The sequence below is a fragment of the Bradyrhizobium sp. AUGA SZCCT0176 genome (genome assembly GCF_018130145.1).
In the GTDB taxonomy this organism is placed as follows: Bacteria; Pseudomonadota; Alphaproteobacteria; order Rhizobiales; family Xanthobacteraceae; genus Bradyrhizobium.
In genome coordinates this window covers 1-25,927 of the sequence record NZ_JAFCMB010000009.1, presented here as the reverse complement: position 1 = coordinate 25,927, position 25,927 = coordinate 1, and the positions used below count along the sequence as shown (strand labels likewise).

At 63.8% G+C, this 25,927-nt stretch carries 23 protein-coding genes; 9 read left to right on the top strand and 14 right to left on the bottom strand.

Annotated features, from left to right (window positions below; all coding sequences use genetic code 11):
- Positions 1-86: 86 nt before the first annotated feature.
- Genes JQ600_RS21420 through uraD form a run of 3 tightly spaced genes read left to right on the top strand, consistent with a single transcriptional unit; the run spans position 87 to position 2,332 of the window.
- Positions 87-500 carry a DUF3830 family protein gene (locus JQ600_RS21420; RefSeq protein ID WP_212385963.1) on the top strand — a complete coding sequence of 138 codons (414 nt, stop codon included), beginning with the start codon at positions 87-89 and terminating at the stop codon, positions 498-500.
- Positions 501-1,439 carry an allantoinase PuuE gene (puuE, locus tag JQ600_RS21415; protein WP_212385964.1) on the top strand — a complete coding sequence of 313 codons (939 nt, stop codon included), beginning with the start codon at positions 501-503 and terminating at the stop codon, positions 1,437-1,439. It begins immediately after the preceding gene.
- An 8-nt stretch (positions 1,440-1,447) separates the two neighbouring features.
- Positions 1,448-2,332 (top strand): 2-oxo-4-hydroxy-4-carboxy-5-ureidoimidazoline decarboxylase, encoded by an 885-nt coding sequence (uraD, locus tag JQ600_RS21410; RefSeq protein ID WP_212385965.1) that lies wholly within the window; start codon positions 1,448-1,450, stop codon positions 2,330-2,332.
- A 3-nt stretch (positions 2,333-2,335) separates the two neighbouring features.
- On the opposite strand, the gene JQ600_RS21405 is transcribed toward uraD, so the two are convergent.
- Entirely contained in the window at positions 2,336-3,739 is a 1,404-nt protein-coding gene (locus JQ600_RS21405) for a nucleobase:cation symporter-2 family protein (protein ID WP_212385966.1), read from the bottom strand.
- 179 nt (positions 3,740-3,918) lie between these two features.
- On the opposite strand from JQ600_RS21405, the gene pucL reads away from it, so the two are divergent.
- The 3 genes from pucL (at position 3,919) to JQ600_RS21390 (ending at position 5,768) form a co-directional block, all read left to right on the top strand.
- Positions 3,919-4,761 carry a factor-independent urate hydroxylase gene (gene pucL, locus JQ600_RS21400; protein ID WP_212385967.1) on the top strand — a complete coding sequence of 281 codons (843 nt, stop codon included), beginning with the start codon at positions 3,919-3,921 and terminating at the stop codon, positions 4,759-4,761.
- 217 nt (positions 4,762-4,978) lie between these two features.
- A complete protein-coding gene (locus JQ600_RS21395; RefSeq protein WP_249133014.1) occupies positions 4,979-5,308 on the top strand; it encodes a cupin domain-containing protein in 330 nt (109 codons plus the stop codon).
- 193 nt (positions 5,309-5,501) lie between these two features.
- Positions 5,502-5,768: a DUF3551 domain-containing protein gene (locus tag JQ600_RS21390; protein ID WP_212268088.1), complete on the top strand. Its 267-nt coding sequence runs from the start codon at positions 5,502-5,504 to the stop codon at positions 5,766-5,768.
- Positions 5,769-5,785: 17 nt separating this feature from the next.
- Here JQ600_RS21390 and JQ600_RS21385 read toward each other — a convergent pair whose 3' ends face one another.
- The 3 genes from JQ600_RS21385 to JQ600_RS21375 all read right to left on the bottom strand — a co-directional run bounded on the left by JQ600_RS21385 (position 5,786) and on the right by JQ600_RS21375 (position 9,837).
- Positions 5,786-6,058, bottom strand: coding sequence for a hypothetical protein (locus tag JQ600_RS21385; protein ID WP_212385968.1), 273 nt, complete (start codon positions 6,056-6,058; stop codon positions 5,786-5,788).
- A gap of 222 nt (positions 6,059-6,280) precedes the next feature.
- Complete coding sequence (locus JQ600_RS21380; RefSeq protein ID WP_212385969.1) at positions 6,281-9,007, bottom strand: molybdopterin-dependent oxidoreductase; 2,727 nt, start codon at positions 9,005-9,007, stop codon at positions 6,281-6,283.
- Entirely contained in the window at positions 9,004-9,837 is an 834-nt protein-coding gene (locus tag JQ600_RS21375; protein ID WP_212385970.1) for an FAD binding domain-containing protein, read from the bottom strand. Before JQ600_RS21375 ends, JQ600_RS21380 begins: the two co-directional genes overlap by 4 nt.
- A gap of 144 nt (positions 9,838-9,981) precedes the next feature.
- Here JQ600_RS21375 and JQ600_RS21370 point away from each other — a divergent pair, with 144 nt between their 5' ends.
- Entirely contained in the window at positions 9,982-11,331 is a 1,350-nt protein-coding gene (locus JQ600_RS21370) for an 8-oxoguanine deaminase (protein WP_212385971.1), read from the top strand.
- Between the two features lie 247 nt (positions 11,332-11,578).
- Here JQ600_RS21370 and JQ600_RS21365 read toward each other — a convergent pair whose 3' ends face one another.
- From JQ600_RS21365 to JQ600_RS21320, 10 genes are all read right to left on the bottom strand, one after another.
- Positions 11,579-12,658 (bottom strand): BMP family ABC transporter substrate-binding protein, encoded by a 1,080-nt coding sequence (locus JQ600_RS21365; RefSeq protein WP_212385972.1) that lies wholly within the window; start codon positions 12,656-12,658, stop codon positions 11,579-11,581.
- A 76-nt stretch (positions 12,659-12,734) separates the two neighbouring features.
- Positions 12,735-13,652, bottom strand: coding sequence for an ABC transporter permease (locus JQ600_RS21360; protein ID WP_212385973.1), 918 nt, complete (start codon positions 13,650-13,652; stop codon positions 12,735-12,737).
- On the bottom strand, positions 13,639-14,730 hold the full coding sequence (locus JQ600_RS21355; RefSeq protein WP_212385974.1) for an ABC transporter permease: 1,092 nt from the start codon (positions 14,728-14,730) through the stop codon (positions 13,639-13,641). Before JQ600_RS21355 ends, JQ600_RS21360 begins: the two co-directional genes overlap by 14 nt.
- The gene (locus tag JQ600_RS21350; RefSeq protein ID WP_212385975.1) at positions 14,714-16,285 is read right to left on the bottom strand and encodes an ABC transporter ATP-binding protein; all 1,572 of its coding nucleotides are present in this window, start codon (positions 16,283-16,285) and stop codon (positions 14,714-14,716) included. The genes JQ600_RS21355 and JQ600_RS21350 overlap by 17 nt, the downstream gene beginning before the upstream one ends.
- A gap of 101 nt (positions 16,286-16,386) precedes the next feature.
- The gene (locus JQ600_RS21345) at positions 16,387-16,887 is read right to left on the bottom strand and encodes a nucleoside deaminase (RefSeq protein WP_212385976.1); all 501 of its coding nucleotides are present in this window, start codon (positions 16,885-16,887) and stop codon (positions 16,387-16,389) included.
- A gap of 9 nt (positions 16,888-16,896) precedes the next feature.
- The gene (locus JQ600_RS21340; protein WP_212490085.1) at positions 16,897-18,429 is read right to left on the bottom strand and encodes an ABC transporter ATP-binding protein; all 1,533 of its coding nucleotides are present in this window, start codon (positions 18,427-18,429) and stop codon (positions 16,897-16,899) included.
- Positions 18,426-19,109: a cysteine hydrolase family protein gene (locus JQ600_RS21335; protein ID WP_212385978.1), complete on the bottom strand. Its 684-nt coding sequence runs from the start codon at positions 19,107-19,109 to the stop codon at positions 18,426-18,428. Before JQ600_RS21335 ends, JQ600_RS21340 begins: the two co-directional genes overlap by 4 nt.
- A gap of 13 nt (positions 19,110-19,122) precedes the next feature.
- Complete coding sequence (locus tag JQ600_RS21330) at positions 19,123-20,049, bottom strand: ABC transporter permease (protein WP_212385979.1); 927 nt, start codon at positions 20,047-20,049, stop codon at positions 19,123-19,125.
- Positions 20,049-21,158, bottom strand: coding sequence for an ABC transporter permease (locus tag JQ600_RS21325; RefSeq protein ID WP_212268062.1), 1,110 nt, complete (start codon positions 21,156-21,158; stop codon positions 20,049-20,051). The genes JQ600_RS21330 and JQ600_RS21325 overlap by 1 nt, the downstream gene beginning before the upstream one ends.
- Positions 21,155-22,264, bottom strand: a complete 1,110-nt coding sequence (locus tag JQ600_RS21320; RefSeq protein WP_212385980.1) for a BMP family ABC transporter substrate-binding protein — start codon at positions 22,262-22,264, stop codon at positions 21,155-21,157. The genes JQ600_RS21325 and JQ600_RS21320 overlap by 4 nt, the downstream gene beginning before the upstream one ends.
- Positions 22,265-22,683: 419 nt before the next feature.
- On the opposite strand from JQ600_RS21320, the gene JQ600_RS21315 reads away from it, so the two are divergent.
- Both JQ600_RS21315 and JQ600_RS21310 read left to right on the top strand, forming a co-directional pair.
- Complete coding sequence (locus JQ600_RS21315; protein WP_212385981.1) at positions 22,684-23,955, top strand: allantoate amidohydrolase; 1,272 nt, start codon at positions 22,684-22,686, stop codon at positions 23,953-23,955.
- 253 nt (positions 23,956-24,208) lie between these two features.
- The gene (locus tag JQ600_RS21310; protein ID WP_212385982.1) at positions 24,209-25,573 is read left to right on the top strand and encodes a hypothetical protein; all 1,365 of its coding nucleotides are present in this window, start codon (positions 24,209-24,211) and stop codon (positions 25,571-25,573) included.
- Positions 25,574-25,927: the final 354 nt, after the last annotated feature.

Here is a 25,927-nt window from a genome sequence, read left to right as displayed (position 1 = left end):
TTTCCGGGTTGAATGGTCCTTGCTTCCGCTTTTGGCGGCTGCAATGGATATGGCTGAACCCTATCCCCACCCAAGAGAAGAGATCGATGAGCCAACTAATTGTCCGCGCCGGCGACTTCACCTTTGAGGCCCGTTTCGAAGAGCAACTGGCGCCAAAGACGGTAGCCGCCTTTCGCAAGGCGATGCCGTTCGAGAGCCAGGCGATCCATGTCCGCTGGAGCGGCGAGGCGGTCTGGATGCCGCTCGGCGATCTCGATTTCGGCGTTTCCTACGAGAACCACACCAGCTATCCCGCGCCGGGTCAGATCATTCTCTATCCCGGCGGCATCAGCGAGACCGAAATCCTGCTCGCCTATGGCGGCGTGCATTTCGCCAGCAAGATGGGCCAGCTCGCCGGCAACCACTTCATCACCCTGACCTCGGGGCTTGAGAACCTCACCGCATTCGGCAAGACCGTGCTGTGGAAGGGTGCACAGAAGATCCGCTTCGAGGAAATCTAGGTGACGGAGCCCGGCTACCCCCGCGACCTCCGCGGCTACGGCCGCAATCCGCCCGATCCGCGCTGGCCTGATAATGCGCGGGTCGCCGTGCAGTTCGTGGTGAATTTCGAAGAGGGCGGCGAGAACAACATCCTGCACGGCGATCGCGCCTCCGAGGCGTTCCTGTCGGATGTGCTGGGCGCGCAGCCCTGGCCCGGCAAACGTCACGCCAATATCGAATCGATGTTCGAATACGGCTCGCGCGCCGGCTTCTGGCGGCTGTGGCGGATGTTCACCGAGCGCAAGATGCCGGCCACGGTGTTCGGCGTCGCGACCGCGCTGAAGCGCAATCCCGAAGTGGTCGCGGCCATGAAGGAGGCCGGCTGGGATATCGCCAGCCACAGCCTGAAATGGATCGAACACAAGGACATGTCGGAGGCCGAAGAGCGGGCGGAAATCGCCGAGGCGATCCGCGTTCATACCGAGGCGACCGGCGAGCGTCCGCTCGGCTGGTACACCGGACGTTCCTCGATCAATACGCTGCGGCTTTTGATGGAAGCCGGCGGCCTGCTCTACCTCAGCGATTCCTATGCCGACGATCTGCCATACTGGATCAAGGCGGGCGGATTGCAGCCGCATCTGGTCATTCCCTACACGCTCGACGCCAACGACATGCGCTTTGTGAACCCGCAAGGCTTTGGCGGCGGCGATGAGTTCTTCACCTATCTGAAGGACAGTTTCGACCTGCTCTATGCCGAGGGCGCGACCGCGCCGAAGATGATGTCGGTCGGCCTGCATTGCCGCGTCGTCGGCCGCCCCGGCCGCGCAGCGTCCCTGTTGCGCTTCCTCGATTACGTCATGAAGCATGACGGCGTCTGGGTGCCGACGCGGTTGCAGATCGCGCAGCATTTTCACGCCAATCTCAGCCATCTCGCCGAGAGCGCCGCTGAGATTGGATAGGCCGGGGAATGCCGATGAAGCTTTCCGATCTCAATCTCGCTGGCAAGGACGAGTTCGTCAAAGCGCTCGGCAATATCTTCGAATATTCACCCTGGATCGCCGAACAGGCGGCCGCAGCGCGGCCGTTTGTCAGCCTGAAAACGCTGTTCGAGGCGATGCAGGCCGTGGTCGCTCGCGCACCAGCCGACATTCGCCTGGCGCTGATCCAGGCGCATCCGGATCTCGCCAACAAAACCCAGCGCGCCGCGGGGCTCACGGCCGAATCCAACGCCGAACAAAACAGTGTCGGGCTTGATCGGTTGTCGGATGCCGAATTTGAGGCGTTCGAGCGCGTCAACAATGCCTACCGCGCAAAATTCGGTTTCCCCTACATCGTCTGTGCGCGCCGGCAGACCCGGGATTCCATCCTGCGTGATTTCGAGCGCCGGCTGCCGAACGATACCAAAACCGAAACGCAGGTCTCGATCGCGGAAATTTATCGGATCGCGGCGCTGCGTCTCGACCAGCTGGTGACGGCGGACGACAAGCTAGCCGTGCAGGGACGGCTGTCGACCCACGTGCTGGATACCCACAGCGGCAAGCCTGCGGCGGGAATTTCGGTGGTACTGACCGAACTGTCCGATCTCGGCGAAGCCCGCGTGGTGGCGCGCGCGATCACCAACAGCGACGGGCGCACCGATCACCCCCTGATCGGCGGCCGCCCGGTCCCGATCGGGCGCTATGAGCTGATGTTTCGCGTCGGCGAATATTTTTCCGCGCGCAGCGTGCCGATGTCGGATCCGCCTTTTCTCGACCAGATCCCATTACGTTTCTCGGTCAGCGATCCCGAGGGCCACCTCCACGTGCCGCTGCTGGTCACGCCGTGGAGTTATGCGACGTATCGGGGCAGCTGATCCCTACACATGCTGCGCCGATGACGCCGCCGCCGCGGCATCCGCTTCCGCCGCCGCCTTGCCGCCAAGGCCGTTGAAGAACGCGTTCAGCGCCACGGCAACCAATGCGCAGAGCAGGATGCCGGACTCCATTAGCGGATGCAGGCCGTGCGGCAGGTTCTTGAAGAAATTCGGCGCCACCAGCGGGATCATGCCGAAGCCGACGGAGATCGCGACCACGAACAGGTTGAACTGGTTGTTCTTGAAGTCGACGGTCGCAAGAATCCGCGCGCCGGTCGCGGCCACCATGCCGAACATCACGAGCCCGGCGCCGCCGAGCACGACTAGCGGCACCGCTTCGACCAATGCGGCCATCTTCGGCAGCAGCCCGAGCAGCAGCATGATGGCGCCGCCTGTTATCGTGACCCAGCGGGAGCGCACGCCGGTGACGCTGACGAGGCCGACATTCTGCGAGAAGGATGTGTAGGGGAACGTGTTGAAGATGCCGCCGAGGAAGGTGCCGACACCGTCGGCGCGCAGGCCGCGGGTCAGCGCGTCGCGATCGACCTTCTTGCCGGTGATCTCGCCGAGCGCCAGGAACATGCCGAGCGATTCGATCATCACCACGATCATCACGATGCACATGGTGATAACAGGCACCAAATGGAATGTCGGCATGCCGAAGCGGAACGGGATCACCAGCGCGCCCCATTGCGCCGCCGTGACTTTATCGAAATGCATGACGCCGAGCACGCTGGCGAGCGCCGCACCCGCGACGATGCCGAGCAGCACGGCCACGTTGGCGACGAAGCCGGTGCCCCATTTGATCAAGGCGAGAATGACCAGCAGCACGAACAGCGCGATGCCAAGCCCTTGAAGCTGGCCATAATTAGGATTGGGGAAAGCGCCGGGGACGCCGTCGATCACCTTGGTCAGGGTCGGCAGGCCGCCGCCGGCCCAATTGATCCCGACGCGCATAAGCGAGATGCCGATCACCAGGATGATGGTTCCGGTGACCACCGGCGGAAACAGCGGCAGCAGCCGGCTGATGAAGGGCGCGGCAATGATGCCGAAGATTCCGGCAGCGATCACCGAGCCGTAGATGCCGAGCAGGCCGATATCGGGCGCCGCGGCCATTGACAGCATCGGGCCAACGGAGGCGAACGTGACCCCCATCATCACGGGCAGCCGGATACCGACCCCGGGGAAGCCGATACATTGCACCAGGGTCGCCAGCCCGCAGGCGAACAGATCGGCCGAGATCAGGAAGGCGACGTCTTCCGGCGGCAGTTTCAACGCCCGGCCGATGATCAAGGGTACCGCGACAGCGCCGGCATACATGACAAGCACGTGCTGCAGGCCAAGCGCCAGCAACCGCGGCGCCGGCAGCGTCTGGTCGACCGGATGGATTTCAGTGGTCGTGGTCATGAATGGCTCCCCCTGGCGCGGGCACGCCGGCCCATGCGAACCGTTACAAGGCCCGTGCCAAAGCTTGCCCCCGGAAGCCAGTCCCGGCACTTGCTCAATGGCACGAACGTTGCTCAATATTGGATCATATCGGGCGACCATAGTCCCGCAAGATTGCTGGCTGAACTGGAGGCTTCCACGTGCCGCTGATCAGGAACAGATACGGGAAGGGCCGCGTCCGCGTGATGCGCCTCCACCGCGACGGCGACCGTCACGAGGTCAGCCAGCTCAACGTCAAAGCGATGGTCGAGGGCGACTTTGCGCCTGCCTATACCCATGGCGACAATTCGACTTCGGTTTCGACCGACACCATCAAGAACGTCGTCAACGTCATCGCGCGCGAAAACACCGGCCTGTGCACCGAGGAATTTTGCCAGGTGCTGGCGACGAAATATCTCGACACCTATCCGCAGATCGCCTCCGTCGCGCTGACCGTGCACGAGACCAAATGGAGCCGGCTCAGTTTCGACGGCAAGCCGCATCCGCATAGTTTCGTGCTCGACAGCAACGGCCAGCCCACCGTTGAACTATCTTCCGTCCGTGGCGGTGTCACCACGATGTCATCAGGCATCGACGGCTTTGCCTTCCTGAAGTCGACGCAGTCGGGCTGGGAGAATTACGTCAAGGACGCCTACACCACGATCCCCCCGACCGCCGACCGGCTGTGCGCGACCAGCATGGTGGCGTCGTGGAAATGGTCGGGCAAGCCTCTGAGCTATCCCGCGACCAACAGGAAGGTCCTCGACACCGTGCTCGAAGTGTTCTCGATGACCTACAGCAAGAGCGTGCAGGACAGCCTCTACCGGATGGGCGAGGCGGCGCTGGCAACGGTGCCGGAGATTTCCGAGATCAGCATGGCCTGCCCGAACATGCACTTCATCCCGATGAACCTGTCGGCATTCGGGTTCGATAACAACAACGACGTATTCCTGCCGACCGACGAGCCGCACGGCCAGATCGAGTGCACGGTGGGTCGGGGATAATTCTGTCGTGTCCCGGACGCGGTGTAACGTGTTCCTGGCGATGCGAAGCATCGTCCAGTACGTTGCTCCGCAGAGCACGAGACTTACCCAAGGTTCTCACGAAAAGAGGAATAAATGCCGGAATTGATCAATATGGGCACGCTGCAGCTCAGGTTCTTGCACACCAAGGATGACACCGGAGGCAGTCTTGATATGTTCGAGATGACGCTGCAGCCGAATGCCCGCATGCCGGTGCCGCATTCACGAGAACTGGGACGAAATCATCTATGGCCTGACGGGAACGACAACCTGGCGCATCGATGGCCAAGACATCGATGTAGCGCCCGGCGAAAGTGTCTTCATCAAGCGCGGCGTCGTCCACGGTTTTACAAATAACACCGCCGGGCCGGCAGTTTGTCTCTGCACGCTTACCCCCGGTGTGCTGGGGCCGTCTTACTTCAAGGAGATGTCCGCGCTGCTGGTTGGTGGCGCGCCCGATCCGGCAAAAATGAAGGCAACGATGCTCCGCTATGGGCTTATTCCGGCGCCACCGCCATCAGCGACATAGTTGCGAAAGATAGCTAAAGGCGCGCTTGCGCCGTGCCGAGCAACTATCTCAATAACCCTGAACAGTGGGCATTGTCTGAATTCGACGCAGGGCGCTTTCGCGGACCCGCGCGTGAATGTGAATTGACTGCCGGCAGTATGGCTTGTCTGGTTGGTGGGTTGATGCTGTGACGTCAATCCCGATGGAGGTCCCGATGCGCATTCCGGCTTTGATGATATTGACGGCCGTCACTGTTCTGACGTCTGCGCCGGCTCCGGCCCAGACGTATGGCGGCAATTATCCGATCTGCATCCAGAACTACCGCTGGGGAGGAAGCGACATCGATTGCCGCTTTACCTCGATGGAGCAGTGCGCCGCGACGGCGTCGGGTCTCTCCGCCCAGTGCCTCGCCAATCCCTATTTTGCGAACGCGCAAATGCCCCGCGGGTCGTCTCGTCGGCCGTATCCTCCCGCGTACTGATTTATCATGCCATCGTTTCACTGCAACGAACGACGTCGATGGCGTTGGACCCCGGTTGATGGCGCAGCGCTGCCCAATCCCGCGTTGGCTTTGTTCAGCGCATAGAGCGCGGCAGCGGCATCACCAGGTTGCTCCCGCGCCAGTCTGCCTGCAGGCGTGAGCACGCCGCCATTCAGCACATCCCGATCCGGATTCTGTGCCGCATAGGCTGCCGGCTCCTGCGCCAGCGTAGATGTCGCCAGAACGATCGACATCAGCGCTGCCGCGACCAGCGTCCTGGGTCCAGTCATGGTCATTCTCCATTATCGCTTTTTTGCGCAATAGTTTGCGGCGGCGCGTGCTGCCTTCGGGCGCTGTCTCCGGATTGTTCTAAGGGGCCATCTAGGCATTGCCGCTCGAAAAAGCGTGCTGCCGGCGGATCACTATTCCGCGAATGCGCGTAGGGCAGATATGCCCATCCGCGGGCGCCCAGCCAAGTTTACGTCATTCGCGCAGGGCTGACAGGCGCCCCTTCACCCGGACCCAAACTTCTCATGCAACGCCGGCCACAGCCGGTCCGGCTTGAACGGCGTCGCCGTGAAGCGGATGCCGGTGGCATTGGCGATGGCGTTGCCGAGCGCGGCGGCGACCGGGTTGTAGGGGCTCTCGCTCATCGATTTGGCGCCCATCGGCCCCAGCGTGTCCGACGTGTCGGCGAACAGCACTTCGGTGCGGGGGACGTCGGCGAACGACGGCAGATGATAGTCGCGGAACCTGGGATTGATGACGCGGCCGCGTTCGTCGATCACCATCTCCTCATAGAGCGCAGCGCCCAGCGATTGCGCGACACCGCCTTCGATCTGGCCGCGGCACTGCAAGGGATTGGCGACGCGGCCGGCGTCGGCGGCCTGCACGCTTTTCAGGATCTTGAGTTCGCCGGTGAATTTGTTCACCGCGACGCGAAAGCCCTGCACGTTGAAAGCGATCGAGCGCGGCGTGCCTGATGAATTCCCACTGGCGCTCAGCACCTTGCCGAGCGATTGCGCTGAAGCGGCGAGCATGGCGTAGGGCGTGCGGCGTCTGGCGCAGACCGCGGCGTGGTTGTCCAGCGCGCAGGCATCAGGGTTTTCGCCCAGCATCGACGCCGCGAATTGTTTCAACTGATCCGCCAGCGCGTCCGCTGCCGCCAGCGTTGCATTGCCCGCGACAAAGATGCCGGCGCTGCCATAGGCGCCGGTGTCGTGGCCGCCATGCGCGGTGTCGGACTGGCGCAAGGAAATGCGATCGACGGTGGTTGCGAGCGCGGATGCGGCGATCTGGCGATGCACGGTGCTGGTGCCGTTGCCGAATTCCGCGGTGCCGACCGTGAGGTCGAAGCCGCCATCGCCGCGCAACGAGATGCTGCAATCGGCGAAATGCCCGGCCGGCGGCACGGTGTCGATCATGGTCAGCGCGATGCCGTCGCCGGTCAGCCAGTCCGCTGACAGATCGGGCGTCGGCGTATCCGCCGCCATCGCGCGCTCGACCAGATCGAGGCACTGGTCGAGGCCGTAACTGCCGTAGAGCACGTCGTGATACTTGGATTCCGGCGGCGAACGCATGGGATCGCCTGACTTCACCACATTGCGGCGGCGCATCTCGAACGGGCTGATGCCGAGCTGCTTCGCCAGCTCGTCGATCGCGGCTTCGACCGCGATCAGGGTTTGCGGCAGGCCATAGCCGCGAAACGCGCCTGAAGGCACGGTGTTGGTATAGGCGGCGATGCCGTCGACCTTCTTGTTCGGACAATGATAGACGCCGAGGGATTCGCCGACCGAATGAAACAGCACCGGCCCGGCGTGGTTGCCATAGGCCCCGGTGTTGGAGAGCACGTCGAGCTGCAGCGCCGTGAGCTTGCCGTCGCTGTCGGCGCCCGCTTTGACGGTGACCAGCATCGGATGCCGCGTCGAGGTCGCGACGAACTGCTCCTCCCGCGTCAGTTCGAATTTGACGGCGCGGCCGGTCTTCAGCGCCGCCAGCGCCAGGATGTCCTCGACGAACATTTCCTGCTTGCCGCCGAAACCGCCGCCGACGCGCTCACAGAACACCCGCACCTTGTCCGGCGGCAAATCAAACAGGTCGGCGAGCGTGCGCCGGGTCAGGAACGGCACCTGCGTGCTGGAGCGGACGTTCAAGATTCCGTCGGCGTCGACCCAGGCGAGGCCGCCATGGGTTTCCAGCGCGGCGTGCTGGACCCGCTGCGTTGTGAACGTGCCTTGATAGGTGACGGCGGCCTGCGCCAGCGCGGCTGCGACATCGCCAAATTCGCCATGGATTTCGGCCACGATATTGCGGGCAGCGTTGGCGACACGGTTTTCTTTCGTCTTGTCGCCGTGCAGCACGGGCGCATCAGCGGCAATCGCGGCGGCGGGATCGATTACGTCAGGCAGGATTTCATATTCGACCTTGAGCCGCCGGCAGCCTTCCTCGGCGGCGGCTTCGGTGTCGGCGATCACGGCGGCGACCTTCTGGCCGATGAAGCGAACAACGGTGTCGAGCACCTTGGTGTCATCAGGGTCCATCCAGTCCCATTCGTGGCGCGCCGTCGAGAACAGGCGATCCGGCGCGTCTTCTGACGTCAAGACGGTATGCACGCCGGGGACGCCGAGCGCCGCAGTCTTGTCGATCGAAATGATTCTCGCGTGCGGATGCGGCGAGCGCAGCATCTTGACGTGCAGCAATCCGCCCAGTGCGACATCGAACGTATAGCGTTCCGTGCCGCGCACCACATGCGGGCCGGCGGGCGCGGGCAGGCTGCGGCCGAACGCGGTGCCGGCGTCGGCATCCTCAATGTTGCTTTTGCCGTTAAGGGCGTCCTCGATCGAGCGGTAGCCGGTGCAGCGGCAGATGTTGCCTTTCAGCGCGGCGCTGAGGTCTTGCCGCTGCGCCTGGTTCAGCGATGCGCAGGTCAGGATCATGCCCGACGTGCAGAAGCCGCATTGAAACCCCTGCGCATCGAGAAACGCCTGTTGCATCGGGTGAATGCCGTCGTCAGGCGCAAGGCCTTCGATCGTGGTGACGGCGTGACCGGCGGCGCGGAACGCCGGGATCAGGCAGCTATGCACCGGCTCGCCATCGAGCAGAACGGTGCAGGCGCCGCAGTCGCCGGCATCGCAACCCTTCTTGACGCCGAAATGCCCGAGCTCGCGCAGGAAAGTGCGCAGGCATTGTCCGGGCTGCGGGGATTCCGGGAATGATTTGCCATTGATCTCGATGCTCATGGCGTCACTCTTGGCACCGCCTGCAATTCGCCGCGGATTTCTTCGGCCAGCCGCAGCGTCATCGCCTTGCGCCACATCGGCTTGCCGTGGACGTCGGTGTGATAAAGGCCGTCGGGGATACGCTGCAGGATCGCATCGCGCAGGTCCTTTGCTGCTGGAACACCCGCAAAGGAAAACTGAACGGGCCGCGCGGTAGACGCCGTCACGGTCAGCGCCAGTCCGCCGTCACTGTCCAGGCCGCCGATCAAGAGCGCTGCCGAACGGCCGACCGGCGTCAGCGAGATCTGACGGAACGCGGAGCGTCGCTTCAACGCCGCAAGGGGAATATCGATCTGCCGCAGGAGATCACCGGGAGCCAGCACGTTACGCTGGTCACCGGTGACGAAATCCGCCACCGGAATTTGCCGTTCGCCGCCGCCGGCCTGCCAGATCGTACAGACGCCGTCGAGCGCCGCGGTCAGCGAGATCATCGGCCCCGCCGGCAGCGACATGCAGATGTTGCCGCCTACGGTCGCGGTCTTCCAGATCTTGAAGGAGGCCAGGAACGCACGGCAGCATTGGTTGATCAGCGGCGAGGCGGTCCATTCCGGCGGGCAGGCAAGTGCATCGAGTTGCGCCACCGTGCAGGTGGCGGCAATCGACAAGCCGGTTTCGCTGACGGTCAGCGCCGGCCATTTCAGACCGGTGAGGTCGATCAGCCGGGTCAGATGGGTTTGCGGTTCCGAGAACAACCAGGTCCCGCCGGCAAGCCAGGCGGCGTCTGCCGTCCAAACAGGCAATTCGTCCCGCGTGGTCGGTCGTGCAACGGCGCGGATGGTGTTCAGGTCCATGGATACGCTAACGCTTTCAAGGTGATGCATCTCCGATTATGAAGTGTTGCAAGACCAGCGCCAATTGCCAATGCCGTTGGGATGGTCTTTGCATTGGTGAAGGTGGAAGTTCGCAACGGCGCCTTCCGCAAATCAGGTGGGATCATGGACCAAACGCAGGCGATATGGATCAAGGATCCGCTCTCTATTTTCGCCGACGGCGCCGAGCGCGGCGTTGTGGTCCGCGGCGGCAAGATCGTCGAACTGGTGCCGCGCGGCCGGGAACCCGCGACATCAGATACCGCCGTCTATGATGCCGGCGCCCATGTCGTGCTGCCGGGGCTGATCAACACCCATCATCACTTCTACCAGACCCTGACCCGGGCGCTGCCGGCCGCGCTCGATCGCGAGCTGTTTCCGTGGTTGCAGGCCCTCTATCCGGTGTGGGCGCGGCTGACGCCGGAATCGCTGCATCTCGGCGTGACCGTGGCGATGTCAGAACTGCTGCTGTCGGGCTGCACCACCACCACCGATCATCATTACGTGTTTCCCGCCGGCCTCGAGGATGCCATCGATATCGAGGTCGCCGCCGCGCAGCGCCTTGGCATTCGCGTGCTGCTGACGCGCGGCTCAATGGACCGCTCGCAAAAGGATGGCGGCCTGCCACCCGACAGCGTGGTGCAGGACGAGGACACGATCTTGGCCGACAGCGCGCGCGTGGTGGCAAAACACCACCAGCGCGGCGAGGATGCGATGGTGCAGATCGCGCTGGCGCCTTGCTCGCCGTTTTCGGTGACGAGCTCGCTGATGCGGGCGACCGCCACGCTAGCGGATAAACTCGACGTTCGCCTGCACACCCATCTGGCCGAGACCGAGGACGAGAACAAGTTCTGCGAGCAGATGCATGGCTGCCGGCCGCTCGATTATCTCGAACAATGCGGCTGGCTCAATGCGCGGACCTGGCTGGCGCACGGCATCCACTTCAACGCCTCGGAAATGAAGCGGCTGGGCAAGGCCAGGACCGCGATTACGCATTGCGCCTGCAGTAACCAGACTCTTGCCTCCGGCTGCTGCCCGGTCTGCGAGATGGAAGAGGCGGGGGTTTCGATCGGCCTCGGCGTCGACGGCTCGGCCTCGAACGACGGGTCCAACCTGATGCAGGAAGTACGCGCCGCGTTTCTCTTGCAACGCGCGCGCTACGGCGTCGCTCGCGTCAGCCACAGGGACGCGCTGCGCTGGGCCACCAGGGGCTCGGCGGCCTGCGTCGGCCGTCCCGAGCTCGGCGAGATCGCAGTCGGAAAGGCGGCCGATCTCGCACTGTTCAAGCTCGACGAACTGCGTTTCTCCGGCCACGGCGATCCCCTGGCCGCGCTGGTGCTATGCGGCGCGCACCGCGCCGATCGCGTGATGGTCGCGAGCAAGTGGGTAGTGACTGACGGTGCGATCCCCGGCCTCGACGTGCCGGACCTGATCCGCCGCCACAGCGCCGCCGCCCGCGCGATGCATGCGGGGTGAGGCGGTGCGCTCCCTCGCCCCGCGCTTGCGGGGTCGAGACGAGCGAAGCTCGCTCTTAGAGGGTTGGGGTGAGGGGCTCTCTCCCCAAGTCGGATGCGAATTGTCTTGCGAGCGCAGTCTTCCGAAAGCGTCAACGTGGAGACAATGTGCCTCGCCCCTCACCCGGATCGCACCGGACGATGCTTCGCATCGCCGAGGCGATCCGACCTCTCCCCGCGAAGAGCGGGGAGAGGTGAAAGGCCACCCCTCACTTCCCCGGAATCTTCTCGTCGATGCCCTTCACGTAAAAGTTCATGCCGAGCACCTGACCGTCGTCGAGATGCGTCCCGCCCTTGCATTCGACTTCCTTGCCGTCCTGGCCGACGATCGGGCACTTGAACGGCTGCAGTCTGCCTTCGATGATGGCGGCTTCGGTGTCCATTGCCAGTTTCTTCACGTCGTCGGGCATGTTGGTGTAGGGCGCCATCACGACGAGCTTGCTCTTCAGGCCGCCCCAGAAATCTTCCGACTTCCAGGTGCCGTCGAGCTCGGCCTTGACGCGCTGGATGTAGTAGGGGCCCCAATTGTTCATGGTCGAGGTGAGCTGCGCCTTCGGGCCGAACTTGATCATTTCGGAATCCTGGCCGAACGCCAGCTTGCCGCGCTCGGCGGCGACCTGCATCGCGGCGGGGCTATCCGTGTGCTGCATGATGATGTCGGCGCCCTGGTCGATTAGCGCCTTGGCGGCGTCGGCTTCCTTGCCGGGATCGAACCAGGTGTTGGCCCAGATGATCTTGACCTTGATGTTGGGATTGATGGTCTGCGCGCCGAGCATGGTGGCGTTGATGCCGGAGATCACTTCGGGAATCGGGAACGAGGCGATATAGCCAAGCACGCCCGATTTCGACATCTTGGCGGCGATGATGCCCTGGATGTAGCGGCCCTCGTAGAACCGTCCTGAATAGGTCGCCAGGTTCTTGTCGCGCTTGTAGCCGGTGGCGTGCTCGAAATGCACGTTCGGATACTTTTTTGCGACCTTCAGCGTCGGCTCCATGTAGCCGAACGAGGTGGTGAAGATCAGCTTGTTGCCGGCGCGCGCCAGTTGCTCGATCGAGCGTTCGGAGTCCGGGCCTTCGCTGACGTTCTCCAGGAACGTGGTTTCGACCTTGTCGCCGAATTCCTTGACCATCTCGAGGCGGCCGAGGTCATGCTGATAGGTCCAGCCGAGATCGCCGACCGGGCCGAGATAGATGAATCCGATCTTGAGTTTGTCGGCGGCGGAAGCACTGAGGAGGCCTGCGCCGGTGACGAGCACCGCTGCGGTTGCCGCGATGAGAATCTTTTTCATGGATCTCTCCGTTTCACTGACGGGTGGACGCGCTCTTCCCGATGCGCAGCGCCCCGTCGCGCGCGCTTCGGGCATGTTACCGGTCGGGCACGAACACGGTCCCGAGCGCCGCAGGCGCGGTCGAGCCCCCGGTTCGTGCACGTGAAATCAGCACAAGGACGATGATGGTCGCAAGATACGGCAATGCCGACATCAATTGGGAGGGCACGCCGACGCCCCAGCCCTGCGCATGAAGCTGCAGGATCGTCACCGCGCCGAACAGATAAGCGCCGATGACGAGGCGCCCCGGCAGCCACGACGCAAACACGACCAGCGCCAGCGCGATCCATCCGCGCCCGGCAGTCATGCCCGGAATGAAGAACGGTGTGTAGGCGAGCGGCAGATAGGCGCCGGCCAAACCAGCACAGGCGCCACCGAACATCACCGCGAACATCCGAATCCTGAGCACGGGATAGCCAAGCGCACGCGCTGACGTGTGGTTGTCGCCGGCGGCGCGCAGGATCAGCCCGGTCCGCGTCTTGTACAGGAAGAACCAGACGCCAATCACGAGCGCGAGCGAGAGGTACACGAAGGCGTCCTCGCCGAACAGGATGCGCCCGACCAGCGGGATGTCGGTGAGGCCGGGAATATACAGATGCGGCGCCAGCGAAATCTTTTCGCCGACGAAGCGGGAGCCGATCAGGCCGGAAAGGCCGACGCCGAGGATGGTCAGCGCGAGGCCGGTTGCGACCTGGTTGACCGCAAGGCCCAGCGTCATCAACGCGAAGATCAGCGACATCAGCACGCCGGCGCCGATGCCGCACAGCGCGCCGATGATGACCGAACCGGACAGCCAGGCGCCGCCGAAGCCGCAGGCCGCGCCCACGATCATCATGCCTTCGACGCCGAGGTTGAGTACGCCGGCGCGTTCGGTCACGAGTTCGCCGGTCGCAGCCAGCAGCAGCGGCGTGGAGGCCGCCAGCACCGCAAGGATGATGGCCTCAATGAGCCCCACGGGACACCTTTGGTGACGCGAAGACGAGTTTGAACCGGTAGAGAATGAGGGAGTCGCAGGCGAGCACGAAGAACAGCAGAATGCCCTGGAACACCTTGGTGACGTCCAACGGGATTTTCATTGCGATCTGCGCCTGCTCGCCGCCGATGAAGGTGAGTGCGAGGAAAAGTCCTGCAATTAATATTCCAATCGGGTTCAGCCGTCCCAGGAACGCGACGATGATCGCGGTGAAACCGTAGCCGGGCGAGATGCCGGGTTGCAGATGTCCGACGGGCCCTGCGACCTCGATGATCCCGGCCATGCCCGCTAGCGCGCCTGAAATCGCGAAGGCCAGCAGGATCAGCTGGTTGGAATTGAAGCCGCCGAAACGTGCGGCGCGGGGCGCGGCGCCGACAACGCGGATCTCAAAACCCTTGATGGTCTTGGCGAGCAGCACCGCACCCGCCGCGACCACGACAAGCGCAATGACGCCGCCAAGGTGCAGCCGTCCGCCCTCGATCAGGACAGGCACGGTCGCGACCGGATCGAACTCGGCGGTGGTCGGGAAGTTGAAGCCCTTGGGATCGCGCCACGGACCGCGCACCAGGTAATCGAGCAGCAGGTCGGCGACATAGACCAGCATCAGGCTGGTGAGGATTTCGCTGGCGCCGAACCGGACCTTGCAGATCGCCGGGATCAGGCCATAGAGCGCGCCGCCGACAGCCCCCAGCAGCAGCATCGCCGGCAATACCCAGGGGCCGGCGTCGGTGCCCTGGGTCTTTACAGCGAGCCAGCTGCCGGCGACGGCGCCGATCAGGAATTGCCCTTCGGCGCCGATGTTCCAGGCATTGGCGAGATAGCACAGCGACAGGCCGATCGCGATCATCACCAGGGGAGTCGCCTTCACCGCGATCTCCTGCAGCGAATAGCCGTCGACGAGGGGATCGATGAAGTAGACGCCGAGCGCAGATATCGGATTCTTGCCGAGCATCGCAAACAGGATGCTCATGGTCACCAGCGTCAGGCCGATCGCGATCAGCGGCGAGATCAGCGCGATCGCGTTCGACCGCTCGGCGCGCTTTTCAAGCACCAGCTGCATGCGCCGCTTCCTTTTGCTCCAATGTGCTTCCACCCATCAACAGGCCGAGCTTCTCGCGGCTCGCATCCACTGTTGCCATCGGCTCCGACAGATGGCCGTGGAACATCACGGCGATGCGGTCGGTGATCTCGGTGAGCTCGTCGAGATCCTGGCTCGTGACCAGCACCGCAGCTCCGGAGGCAGCGAGATCGAGCAGGGCCTGGCGGATCACGGCGGCAGCGCCGGCGTCGACGCCCCAGGTGGGCTGGCTCACAACCAGCACGGCAGGACTACGCAGGATTTCGCGGCCGACGATGAATTTCTGCAGATTGCCGCCGGAGAGGCTGGCGGCTTCCGGATCGCGCCTGGCCTTGCGCACGTCGAACGCCTCAGTGGCGCGGTCGACGGTTTTCAGCATTGCTGCGGTGTTGACGAAGCCGTGCTGTACCATGCCGGAGGCCGCATGGCCGGTCAGCAGCGCATTCTCTGACAACTTCATGCGCGGCGCGGCGGCGTGTCCGAGCCTTTCCTCGGGAACGAAGGCCGCGCCGAGCTTGCGGCGTTGCGTGATCGACAGGTGCCCGGCGGCACGCCCGTCAATCACCACCGTGTCGGGGTCCTGCGCCAGACGTTCCCCCGACAGCGCGGCAAAAAGCTCGTCCTGGCCGTTACCGGCCACGCCGGCGATGCCGAGGATTTCACCACCCCTGAGTTCGAACGAGACGTGCTGCAGCCGTACGCCGTGGAGATCGTCCGGCGCGAGGGTGAGGTCGTTGACGACCAGCCTCGGCACGTTCGTTTGCCGGTTGGCGGCAGCCTTCACTCGCCCGATCTCGCCGCCGACCATCATGCGCGCGAGCGAAGCCGCGGTCTCCGCTTTGGGATTGCAGGTCGATACCTTCTTGCCGTCGCGCAGGATGGTCGCGGTGTCGCAGAGCCGTTTCACCTCTGCGAGCTTGTGGCTGATATAGAGGATCGCGCACCCCTCCGCCTTGAGACGGTCGAGCACGATGAAGAGCTGATCGGCCTCCTGCGGCGTCAGCACCGCGGTCGGCTCGTCGAGGATCAGGAATTTCGGGTTCTGCATCAGCGCGCGCACGATCTCGATGCGCTGGCGTTCGCCGACCGACAATTGCCAGACCTCGCGTTTGGGATTGAGCGGAAGCCCGTAGACACGGGATACTTCCTCAAGGCGCGCCGACATGTCCTTGAAGGATTCCTTGCCGTCGAGCCCGAGGGCGACGTTTTCCGCAACGGTGAGATTGTCGAACAGCGAGAAATGCTGGAACACCATGCCGATGCCGCGCGCGCGGGCGTCCGATGGTCCGGACAGAACCATCTGCTCGCCTTGCCAGCGCATTTCGCCTTCGCTCGGCTGGATCAATCCATAGACGGTTTTGACCAGCGTCGATTTGCCCGCGCCGTTTTCGCCGAGCAGCGCGTGGATCTGCTGCGGCCAGATATCGATGTCGACAGCCTCATTGGCGAGGAGCGTGCCATAGCGCTTGGTCAGGCCCACCGTCTGGAGCAGCGGTGTGGCGCCCGTGTGCTGCACGGCAGGCGTCGAATCCGGCATTCGTACTCACGCGTCCCCGGGGAATGGATGCCTCAATACTGGGCTAGTTTAAACCCGCGCGTAAGTAGCAGGCGCGATTTTCTTTGAGCAACCTTGAATGGCTACTTTTTCCACACCCCGGCATGAACCACCGCGGCCTCGTCCTCGAGCAGCGGGCCGACCACTTCGGTCGATCGCTGGCCGCTGCCGAACACTTCCCGGCACGGCAGGTCGAGGGTCGGATTTTCCGGATGGTTGCCGGTCAATTCCCGCAAGCGATGTTCGCTCAGGCCGTAAACCAGTCGGCCGATGCCGGCCCAGTAGATCGCACCAGCGCACATCGCGCAGGGCTCGGCCGATGAATAGAGCGTGGCGCCGCGCAGGATGTTGGCATCAATCGTGGTACAGGCCTGGGTCGCCAGCAACCGTTCCGCATGCGCCGTGCCGTCATGGGACGGCATGTAGCCGTTCTCGGCCTCGAGCAGCACTTTTCGGTTCGCATCGACGAGCAGGGCACCGAACGGATGATTGCCGTGGGTCATGGCGCGGCGGGCGACGTCGAAGCTCAGGCGCAGGAAATGCGCGTCGAGCTCTGGTTGGGTTAGCGCAGCGATATCCGCCATCAATGCCTGTCAGTGTCCGGCCATATGCCGCCCGATCTCGGTGAGATCGGCCTCGCTGGCGCGGGCTTCATGGACGAACTGTCCGTGGAACATCACCACCAGACGATCCGACAATTCGAGGAGTTCGTCGAGGTCCTCGCTGACCAAAAGCACCGCGGCGCCGCGGTTGCGCGCCGCCATGATCTCGGCATGGATCTGGGCGACCGCGGCGAAATCGAGCCCGAAGCAGGGATTGGCGGCGATCAGCACCTCGACCTCGCCGCCGAGTTCGCGCGCCAGCACCGCGCGCTGCACATTGCCGCCCGACAGCGCCGAGATCGGCGTGTCCGGCGAGCGGGTCTTGATCTTGTACAGCCCGATCTTGCGCTCGGCATCCTTGCGGAACGCGGAGCGATTGAGCCACCAGCCGCGCGTGGCAAACGGCGCGCGGTCGAATTCACGGAACGCGATATTGTCGGCAACGCTCATGCCGCCGACGCAGGCGTTCTTCAGCGGCTCCTCCGGGAGTAGCGACATCCTGTGCCGGCGCATTTCCTCGCGGCTCGCTGAATAGAGATCGCCGCGAACACGAACCTCGCCGCTCTCGGCCTCGCGCTGTCCGGCCAGTACCTCGACCAGTTGCCGCTGGCCGTTGCCGGAGACGCCGGCGATGCCGACGATCTCGCCGCCGCGAACGGTGAGCGAGACGTCGTGGACCGCGACCGCGCCGGCATCGTCGATCGCACAAAGTTTGCTCAGTTCCAGCCGCGCCTCGCCCAATTGTCCGACGCGCGGCGGCTGAACCGTCAGTTCCTCGGCGCCGATCATCATCCGCGCCATGCTGTCGGGCGTGAGATCGGCGACCTTGCCGTTGCCGGCGAGCTTGCCGCGGCGCAGGATCGTCACCTCGTCGGCGAACGCCATCACCTCGCGGAATTTATGCGTGATCATCAGGATGGTCAGGCCGCCGTTCACGACCATGTCGCGCAGCATGCCGAGCACCTCGTCGGCCTCGCCCGGCGTCAGTACCGAGGTCGGCTCGTCCAGGATCAGAAAACGCCGCTTCAGATAAAGCTGTTTCAGGATTTCGCATTTCTGCCGCTCGCCCGCGGAAATGTCGGAAACCCTGGCGTTGAGCGGCACCTTGAACGGCATCCGCGCCAGAAACGCTTCCAGCTCCTGTTTTTCCCTGGCCCAGTTGACGACAGCAGGAACGTCATCGCGCGCCAGCACCAGATTTTCGGCAACCGTCATCGCCGGCACGAGTGTAAAGTGCTGGTAGACCATGCCGAGCCCGAGCGCGTGCGCATCCTTGGGGTTGGCGATCGCCTGCTCGCGCCCGCCGACCAGAATGTCGCCCTCGGTCGCGTGATAGTAACCCATGATGCATTTGACGAGCGTGCTTTTTCCTGCGCCGTTCTCGCCGAGCAGCGCGTGGAACGAACCCGGCCGCACCTTCAGTGCGACATTGTCGAGCGCAAGGAAGTCGCCAAACTTCATGGTCACCGCGACCGCGTCGACGCCGAGCGGGCCTTCGGGAAGCGGTGTCTCGCCGATGATCATGACACGGCCTTGATGAACGCGCCCGAGGTTGCGACCGCGCCGAACACGCCGCCCTGCATCTTGATCATCTTCAGCGCGTGGTCGTGATTGCTCTTGTCGGTGGCGGCGCAGCAATCCTCAATCAACACGCATTCGAAGCCGCGGTCGTTGGCCTCGCGCATCGTGGTGTGGACGCAGACGTCGGTGGTGATGCCGGTCAGCACCAGGTTCTCGATGCCGCGCAGCCGCAGCATCAGCTCGAGATCGGTGGCGCAGAACGATCCCTTGCCGGGCTTGTCGATGATGGGCTCGCCAGGCAGCGGCGTGAGGTCGGGAATGATCTCCCAGCCGGCCTCGCCGCGCACCAGCACGCGGCCGCACGGGCCGGGGTCGCCGATCCCGGCGCCGATCTGCCGCGAGCGCCACTGCTTGTTGGCAGGCAGGTCGGTGAGGTCAGGACGATGGCCTTCGCGGGTGTGGATGATGTGAAAGCCCTGCGCGCGCATCACCGAAAGAAGTTTCTTGATCGGCTCGATCGGCGCGCGGGTCAGCGACAAATCGTAGCCCATCTTGTCGACATAGCCGCCGACGCCGCAGAAATCGGTCTGCATGTCGATGATGACGAGCGCGGTGTTTTGCGGGCGCAGATCGCCGTTGTAGGGCCAGGCATAGGGTTCGGATGTGATATAGCGCTCGGGCATGGCACGTTCTCGCTTATCGGGTGATGGACAATTCGGCCGGCGCGCCGGTCAGCGTGCGCTTCGGCGAACAGGTGATGATCATGATCGCCAGCGTCAGGATGTAGGGCGCGGCGTTGAACAGATGATAGCCCGAGGTGACGCCGACCGATTGCAGCGCCGGTCCCAGCGCCGCGGCGCCGCCGAACGCCAGCGACGCCCACAGGCACAGCATCGGGTCCCAGCGCGCGAAGATCACCAGCGCCACCGCGGTGATGCCCTGGCCGGAGGACAGGCCCTCGTTCCAGCTGCCGGGATAGAACAACGACAGGAACGAGCCGCCGATCCCGGACAGAAAGCCGCCGACCATCGTCGCGCGCAGCCGGATCGCCAGCACCGAATAGCCCATGGCGCGGGCGGCATCCGAACTTTCGCCGGCGGTGCGGATCAGCAGGCCCCAGCGCGTGGTCTTGAACGCCCAGTACAATATCGGCGCCAACGCGATGCCGATCAGGAACAGCACGTTGATCCGCAAGGCGGCGCGGACCTGCGGCACATCGCTCCACCAGCCGAAATCGATCGCCGGCAATCGTGCCGCGGTCGGTTCGATCAGCGGCTTGCCGAGATAAAAGGCCAGACCCGTGCCGAACAGCATCAGCGCGATACCGACCGCGATGTCGTTGACGCGCGGCAGCGAGCAGATGCCGGCATGCAGCGCGCCCAGCATCGCACCGGTGATCCCGGCGGCGAGCACGCCGAGCCATGGCGAGCCACTGAGATAGGAGATGCCATAGGCGCTCATCGCGCCCATCACCAGCGTGCCTTCGAGGCCGAGGTTGATGCGGCCGGAACGCTCGGTGATGCATTCGCCAAGACTCACAAACAGAAACGGCGTCGAGACGCGGATGGCGCCGCCGAATACGGCCAAGGGAACGGTCCAGAGTCCGAGCGATCCATCCGCCATCAGGATTTTCCTTTCAGGAAGCCGATCCGGCCGTACAGCGCATCGCTCGCCAGCACGAACACGAAGATGATGCCCTGCAGCACCAGCACCGAGGCGTCAGGCAACCCGAGCCGCCGCTGTAATAGGCCGCCGCTGGCGCTGATGCCGCCGAGCAGGATCGCCACGGGAATAATCGCCAGCGGATTGTGCCGCGCCAGGAAGGCGACGAGAATGCCGGTAAATCCGTAACCGGCGGCGAGATTGGCGTTGGTGCGGCCCTGCACGGCCGCGACTTCGACCATGCCGGCGATCCCAGCGGCGCCGCCGGCGAGAAAGCAGATCGTCAGGATCAGTTTGTTGACGCCGAGGCCGACGATTTTGGCCGCGCGGATGTTGCCGCCGGCCACCCGCGCCGAGAAGCCGAAGACGGTGTGATAGATCAGGATGTACGACGCGAACGCCGCGACCAGGCCGAATGCCAGCCCCCAATGCACGTCGGTGCCGGGAATGCTGCCGATCATGTTGGCCGCGCCGATTTCGCGGGTCGATGGCTTGTTGAGGCTGGCGGGGTCGCGCATCGCGCCCTCGACCAGATGGTTGAGCACCGCAAGCCCGATATAGACCAGCAGCAGGCTCGAGATCGTCTCGTTGACGCCGCGATACTGCCGGAGCGCGCCCGCGAGCGTGATCCAGAGCCCGCCGCCGATCACGCCGGCGCACACCATCGCGGTTTGCACCACCAGCGGCGACGCCCACGGCATCGCCAATGCGACCGAGGTCGCCGACAGCGCGCCAATGAGCAGCGCGCCTTCGCCGCCGATAATGACCATACCCAGTTGCGCCGGCAGCGCCGTGCACAGCGCGGTCAGGATCAGCGGGGCGGCACGCGTCAGCGTGTTCTGCCAGGAGAACCAGGTCCCGAACGCGCCCTGGTACATGTAGAAATAGAGATCGAGCGGATTCTTGCCGAACAGCGCCACGAATAGCCCGAAGGTTGCGAGCGCGCCGACCAGCGCCGCGCCCGGGATCAGGATATATTCGATGGTCGCGCCGTAGCGTTGGAGGAAGCCGGGATCAGCGGCCGGCGCAACGCCGACCGCCTCCACCGGATCCGCCGAACCTGTTGTCACGAAGTGGCTCCGAGCACGCCTTCCACCAGATAGTTCATCTTCTCGAGTTCAGGATCCGTCTGGCCGCGATCGGTGCCTGATGTAATGACCGCGTTGCCCTTATTGTCCATGATCGGGCCCTTGAAGATGGTGTAGTTGCCGGCGACGAGCTTGGCCTTGATGTCGTCGGCATGCTTGCGCGCCTCGGCCGAGACCGCCTCGCCATAGGGCGAGCACTTGACGATCTCTTCCTTGAGGCCGCCGCGATAGAAGTTCGGAATGGTCTCTCCGGCCGCGATCATCTTGACGAATTTCGGATACAGCGCTTCCCAGTTCCACTCCGCGCCGGTGAGATAGGCCTTCGGCGCCAGCGGCGACTGGTTGACGTGATAGCCGCACACCATCGCGCCGCGGCGCGCGGCGTTCTCGACCATGGTCTTGGGACCGTCGACGTGGCAGGTGAGCACGTCGACGCCCTGGTCGATCAGGCTGTTGGTGGCTTCGGCTTCCTTGACCGGCATCGACCAGTCGCCGGTGAAGATCACCTGCGTAGTCGCCTTCGGGTTGGCTAGCCTTGCGCCGAGCGTGAAGGCGTTGATGTTGCGCAGCACCTGCGGGATCGGTTTCGCCGCGACGAAGCCGAGCTTGCCGCTCTTGGTGGAGTAGCCGGCAACGATGCCGGAAATATACTGGGCCTCGTCGATATAGCCGAAATAGCTGCCGGCGTTGGTCGGGTCTTTGTCGCTCCAGAGGCCGCCGCAATGCTCGAAGCGCAGTTTTGGAAACTTCTTCGCCATCTTGATGACGTGCGGGTTGTAGTAGCCGAACGAGGTCGGGAACAGCAGCGAGGCGCCGTCGAGGTTGATCATGGACTCGATGGTCTTCTCGACCGCGTCGGTCTCGGGGACCTTTTCTTCCTCGATCACCTTGAGGCCGGGCAGCTTCTTCAGCGCCGCCGCTCCTTGCGCGTGCGCCTGGTTGTAACCGTAGTCGTCGCGCGAGCCGACATAGACGAAGCCGATGGTGGTGCCGGCTGCGCGCGCGGCGCCCGCGCCGAAAGCGGTGCCGAGTGTCAGCGCCGCACCGCCCTGCAACAGATGCCGTCGTGAAATCCTGCCAAATTCCATGTGCTGCTCCCTCTGGCGGTTGGACCGCCCGCTATTTCGTGGGCCGCGCCGATGCGGCGGGCTCGGGGAGCGATGTCGCAATCTTCATGCCAGAGCGCGTGAGGCGGGCATTCCTGCATAAGCTGATGAGTGCATTGAATTATCCGGCGGGCGTTGCTCGGCATGTAAAATTTGTGCAGGGCCGAAATGGCTAATTTTTAGGCGGCATTTCATGATTGTATGCAAGGTCGTTAAGCAATTGTTAGATCCCGCAGCTCCGTCAGGCGGCCGAATTGGCGGCGGATTTCTTGCCTTGCCGGCTGGTCAGGCGAATTGGGGCTGCTACCAGTCAGGGGGCGCGGCTTGCGTCGACACCGCCGGCATTGAATGTGTATCGATCGGCCGGCGCTGGAAACGACGCGGCGCTGGACAGGAAAAGCATGAGCAAGACAGAAGTGGCCAGCAGCGGACCTAAGCCGGCAGCGCTTGGCGATGAAATCGTCGGCCGGATCAACCAGCTCGCGGCGATCTCCGAGACGCCGGAGCAACTGGCGCGGATCTTTCTTTCGCCCGAGCACCGCGCCGCCGCCGATCTCATTCTGTCATGGATGCGCGAGGCCGGCATGGCCGCGCATCTCGACGCCATCGGCAATGTCTGCGGCCGCTATGAAGGCGACCGGCCCGGCCTGCCGTGCCTCATGCTGGGCTCGCATTACGACACCGTGCGCGATGCCGGCAAATGGGACGGCCCGCTTGGCCTGATCACGGCGATCTCCTGCGTCGCCGATCTGAACAAACGCGGACGGCGGCTGCCATTCGCGGTCGAGGTCGTCGGATTTGCCGACGAGGAGGGCGTGCGGTTTGCTTCGACGCTGCTCGGCAGCCGCGCGGTCGCGGGCACCTTTGTGGAGAGCGCGCTCAATTCGCGCGACCATGCCGGCATCTCGATGCGCGATGCGCTGGTCACATTCGGCCTCGACCCCGATCATATCGGCGCGGCCGCGCGGACCCGCCGCGAACTCCATGCCTATGTCGAACTGCACATCGAGCAGGGCCCCGTGCTGGAAGAGAACAATCTGCCGGTCGGCGTCGTCACCGCGATCGCGGGCGCGACGCGGCTGGCGGCAAAACTGACCGGCATGGCCGGCCATGCCGGCACGGTGCCGATGGCGTTCCGGCGCGATGCGCTGGCGGGCGCCGCCGAATGCATCTGCATGGTGGAGGAATTCTGCAAGACCGACGCGGCCGGGCTCGTCGGCACCGTCGGCTATATCGACGCGATGCCCGGCGCCACCAACGTGATCCCCGGCCTGGTGTCATTCACGCTCGACATCCGCGCGCCATCAGATCCACACCGCAAGATGGCGGTCGCCGACATCGTGCGGCGCATCGAAGCGACAGCCAAACGCCGCAATCTCGCGCTGCAGCTCGACGTCACCCACGAAAACCGCACCGTGCCCTGCGCGCCCTGGCTCAAAGCGCAGGTCGCAGACGCCGTCGCCGCGGAGGGTTTTGGTGTGTTCGACCTGCCGAGCGGCGCCGGGCATGACGGCATGGCAATGATCGATATATCAGACGTCGCCATGCTGTTCGTTCGCTGCCGCGGCGGCATCAGCCACAACCCGGCGGAGCATGTTGAGACGGCCGATGCGGATGCAGGGGCGAGGGTACTGCTGAGGCTGGTGGAGAATTTCAGGCCGAGGGAAGCATAATTGACGTCGTCGTCCCGGCCTTGAGCCGGGACCCATACGCCGCGGCCCTTGTTGCTGTAAAAGGAAGATAACGACCTGCGTGCAAAAACAATTGTCGCCGGTGGTTATGGGTCCCGGCCTTCGCCGGGACGACGTGGGGCTACATGACAGTTAGATGACATCTCGCCCCCCGCACTGTTGCGGAGAGACGAATCGTGATGTTCGGAGTACCAACGCGTGATATCAGACACGCCGGACAGCTCCTCTCCCGCCCATGAACAGCCAGATCACATTTTCATCGCATCGCGGATACCGATTTCATCAAGGCATGTTGGCGAGCCTTGTCGCCAACAGCATCCAGGCCGTCAATTTTCTCGGTGATCGTTTCCTGCGAAAATATCATCTGTCGGTGGGCATCGAGGAACTGTACCGGCATTCGATGAATGCCGCGTTTGCCGAGAAGGAAGCCTTTCTGGTTACCGGGGCGCCGCACGCCTCCGCCTATTATCCGCGCGACTTTGCCTGGTTCTATCCCGATGTCCTCGATCCCGAGACCATCATGGATTCCCGGGATGCCGTCCGCAGGGTTCGGCTGCTGGAGAAAAGCGTCCGCCTGATGCTGGAAGCGGTGCGCGCCGGCGTCGTCACCACGACGATCGTGCCTGCGGGGCGCAACCGCTACATCGGCATCAACTATTTCTCGAGGCCGTCGGATACGCTGCTCGGCATCCTTGCAGGCCTGGAGCAACTGCTCTCCGCCGAGCAAAGGCCGGCTTCGTATCTGGCGATGTCGCAAGGTGCGCATGCCGGCCGTCTGTTGCTCGCGGAGTATCGCGCCGACTTGAAGCGGGAGATATTCAAGCTCGCCGGAGCGCTGGAACGCTTCGATGACAACGGTCTGACAGCGCTGCTGTGCGACGTCAGCGCGCCCCGTTCTGCGGCGACCGATACCCGTGCCGAACGCCGGCGGTTCGTCACCAATGCCTGCGTCTATGCGACGTTCCTGCGCGGTATCAAGCTTGGGATCATCGAGCGGACTGAGCTGGAGCAGCTGCTCGGACGCGCGCTTTCGCAGTACAAGAAGGAGCTCCTGCTGCTGTTCGGCAGGCACGGCTATATCAGTCATTCCCTGGACTGCCGCGCGCCGTCGCCGGTTTATTCCATCGCGCTCGATTTCGTGAATGTGCATCAGGGCTTTTGGGATTTGAACGTCGCGGAAGAACGCGCGCTGTTCGCGGCCACTACCGACTTCATCCTTGCCGAGCCGCGATTTCGAGTCCCGAATACATCGCACTTTCTGGTGTCCGCCGATAATCCGCTGAACAAGCTCATTCACAAGATTGCGGCGCCGGCCTATCAGGGCCGTTCGTCCTGGCCGACCTTCAACGTCGAATTCGCCGATCGCATGCTGGATCACGACGAATGCTCCGGCACCGAGACCTATCGGGCCTATGCGCGCGATATCCTGCGTGACATTCGCACCGTGACCGAAACCCACGGTGGATATCAGGAACTGATTTCCGAAAAAGGCCTCAAATATCGCACCTGGGCCTATCAGAGCGCCGTCGCGCACTCCTGGTTTCCACGCTTCCTGACGGTCTGGCAGCGGGCATTCGGGACGTCGCTGCTGGGGAGCTAACTCGTAGGATGGGTGGAGCGTAGCGATACCCATCGCCTTGCGGGTGGTGGGATTTGGTGGGTTTCGCTGCGCTCTACCCACCCTACGGACCTCTTCCGTCATTGCGAGGAGCGAAGCGACGAAGCAATTCATCTTTCGTTTGCCGCTCTATGGATTGCTTCGCTCCGCTCGCAATGACGGCCGAGTGCGACAAAACAGCCCGACGGGCAGATCACTTACGATTTACGGAAATCGTGTCAAGCCCCGAAATAAAAAATATTTCGGTTTTACAGAAGGCAAATCAGGTGCATATCTTTGGCCATCCCGTCCCACTCAGAGGGCGTCGGCCGTCGTCACGGACGTTGGACGGGTTGC